Genomic DNA, 2,783 nt, shown 5'->3' with positions numbered 1-2,783 from the left:
CCGGTGCGATACATCCGCTCACCCGGCTCCCCGAACGGACACGCCACGAACCGCTGCGCCGTCAACCCCGCACGACCCAGATACCCCCGCGCAAGCTGCGAACCCGCCACATACAGCTCGCCAGCCACGCCCGGCGCCACCGGCCGCAGTGCGCCGTCCAGCACATAGGTACGCAGACCCGGGATGCCCCTGCCGATCAGGCTGGCGGCACGCCCCGCCGCTGCCATCGCCGTATCCAGCGCCAGGTAGCTCACGTGAACCGTAGTTTCGGTGATGCCGTACATGTTCACCAGAACCGGCGCGTCATCACGATGGCGCTTATACCAGCCCCGCAACCGCCCAAGGTCCAGCGCCTCACCACCGAACACCACCGACCGCAACGCCAGTTCCGCGCCCAGCCGCGGATGCTCCGCATCGGCCTGCATCAACTGGTAGAACGCCGAGGGCGTCTGGTTGAGGACGGTTACCCGTTCCCGCACCAGCAGCTCCAGGAACTCCCGCGGGGACCTGGAAACCGCAAAGGGAACCACCACCAGGCGCCCGCCATGCAGCAGCGCACCCCATAGCTCCCACACCGAGAAGTCGAACGCGTACGAGTGGAACCACGTCCAGACATCATCGGTTCCAAAACCGAACCACTCGTCCGTCCCCGCGAACAGACTCACCACATTCATATGCGGTACGGCCACGCCCTTGGGTCGGCCGGTGGATCCGGAGGTGTAGATCACATACGCCGGGTGGTCGGGCAGTAGCTGCGTGCACCGCTCCCCATCACCCACCACGCCGCCATCCAGACCGGCCAGGCTGGCCTGGACCTGCGGATCATCCACCGCAACCCAGCCCCGATCATCAAACCCACCCACCCCGTCGAGGTTCTCGAGTGCGGGGGTGACCTGGCCGGCGACCTGCGTGGTGGTCAGTACCGCTATCGGCGCGGCGTCGCGCAGGGTGTCCGCGATCCGCTCAACCGGGTAGTCCGGATCGATCGGCACATACGCGCCGCCGGCCTTGAGGATGGCCAGCAGGGCGATGACCAGCTCCGGGGAGCGCTCCATCAGCACCCCGACCAGCGACTCCGGGCCCACACTCCGGTCGATCAGCAGGCGGGCCAGCCGGTTGGATCGCTCGTCCACCTCCCGATACGACAGCCGGACGTCGTCGAACACCACCGCGACCGCATCCGGAGTACGAGCCACCTGCGCGGCGAACAACCCCGGCAACGTCGAGGAGGGAACCTGGCGCGTGGTGTCATTCCACTCCACCAAAACCCGCCGCAGCTCCGCTCTGTCCAGCAACTGGATCCGGCTGACCGGCTGGGCCGGGTCTGCGGTGACCGCATCCAGCACCCTTACCAACCACTTGGCGAAGGACTCGACGGTCGCCTGGTCGAACAGGTCCGTAGCGAAGACGATTCCGCCCTCCAGGCCGGCCGGGGCGCCATCGGCACTGAACCGCTCGAAGAGCTCGATATCCAGGTCGAACTTCGCCGCACGCCGGCCGCCCGGATACGCCTCGACACGCAGGCCGGGCAGTTCCAGACGGGCCTCGATGTTGTTCTGCACGGCGAGCATGACCTGGAACAGCGGGTGGCGGGCCGTCGAGCGGGCCGGGGCCAGCTCTTCGACCAGCCGCTCGAACGGCACATCCTGGTGCTCCAGCGCTCCCAGGCCGCGCTCCCGAACCCGGCCCAGCAACTCGCTGAACGACGGATCACCCGACACGTCGGTACGCAGTACCAGCGTGTTGACGAAGAATCCGACGAGTTCGTCCAGTGCCTCATCCGTGCGCCCGGCCACCGGGCTGCCGATCGGGATGTCCAGGCCCGCGCCCAGCCGCGACAGTAGCACCGCCAGCGCCGCCTGCAGCAGCATGAACATCGTCACGCCCTGTTCACGCGCCAACTCGACCATGCGGGTGTGCAGTTCGGCGGGAACGTGCACGTCGGCGATGCCGCCGTGGTGGCTGACTACCGCGGGACGCGGCCGGTCCAGCGGCAGGGCGAGCTCTTCGGGTGCTCCCGCGAGTACTTGCCGCCAGTACGCCACCTGCCGCGCGAGCACGCTGTCCGGGTCATCCGCCTCGCCCAACAGCTCCCGCTGCCACAGCGTGTAATCCGCGTACTGCACCGGCAACGGCTGCCACGAAGGCTCCCGTCCCTCGCAGTGTGCCGTGTAGGCGGCGGACAGATCCCGCAACAACGGCCCCATCGACCAACCGTCCGAGGCGATGTGATGCATCACCAGCACCAGCACGTACTCATCCGGCCCCACCGCCAGCAGCGTCGCGCGCAACGGCAACTCCACAGACAGATCGAACGCGTGTCCAGCGGCCTGCGCGACTAGTTCATCCAGGTCCTCGACAACGACCTCCACCACGGACAACTGTGGGTATGCGCTCCTATCGGAGATGATCTGCTGATACGGCCGACCGTCCACCGCGGTGAACACCGTGCGCAGGCTTTCGTGCCGCTCGACCAAGTCATGCAGCGCCAACTGCAGCGCCCGTTGGTTCAATGTGCCAAACATCCGCACGATCAACGGAAGGTTGTATGTCGCTCCGCCGTCGGCTTGGTTCAGAAACCACAGGCCACGCTGGGTATAGGACGCAGGGATCACGACAGTTCCTTACTTGGAGTGCGACATACGGCGAAGCGCGGGGCGGACACGCTGTGTGGAGTCAAGACGGTCGGCGAGCCCGGCGACGGTCGGGGCGGTGAAGATTTCGCGGATCGGTATCTCCACGCCGAGGAGCGACCGGATCCGGCTGACCAGTCGGGTTGCCAG

Annotated in this window: 2 protein-coding genes; both read right to left on the bottom strand. The window is 67.0% G+C overall.

The genetic code is table 11. From position 1 onward, the window contains the following. Positions 1-2,615 (bottom strand): amino acid adenylation domain-containing protein (locus ACFYOH_RS44630; RefSeq protein WP_388638060.1); only part of this gene is annotated, 2,615 nt, incomplete at its 3' end. A gap of 9 nt (positions 2,616-2,624) precedes the next feature. Further along, positions 2,625-2,771, bottom strand: a complete 147-nt coding sequence (locus ACFYOH_RS44625) for an acyl carrier protein (RefSeq protein WP_388638062.1) — start codon at positions 2,769-2,771, stop codon at positions 2,625-2,627. Positions 2,772-2,783: the final 12 nt, after the last annotated feature.

It is taken from the genome of Streptomyces sp. NPDC007856 (genome assembly GCF_042868225.1).
Classification (GTDB): domain Bacteria; phylum Actinomycetota; class Actinomycetes; order Streptomycetales; family Streptomycetaceae; genus Streptomyces.
This window is presented reverse-complemented; position numbering and strand designations above follow the sequence as displayed.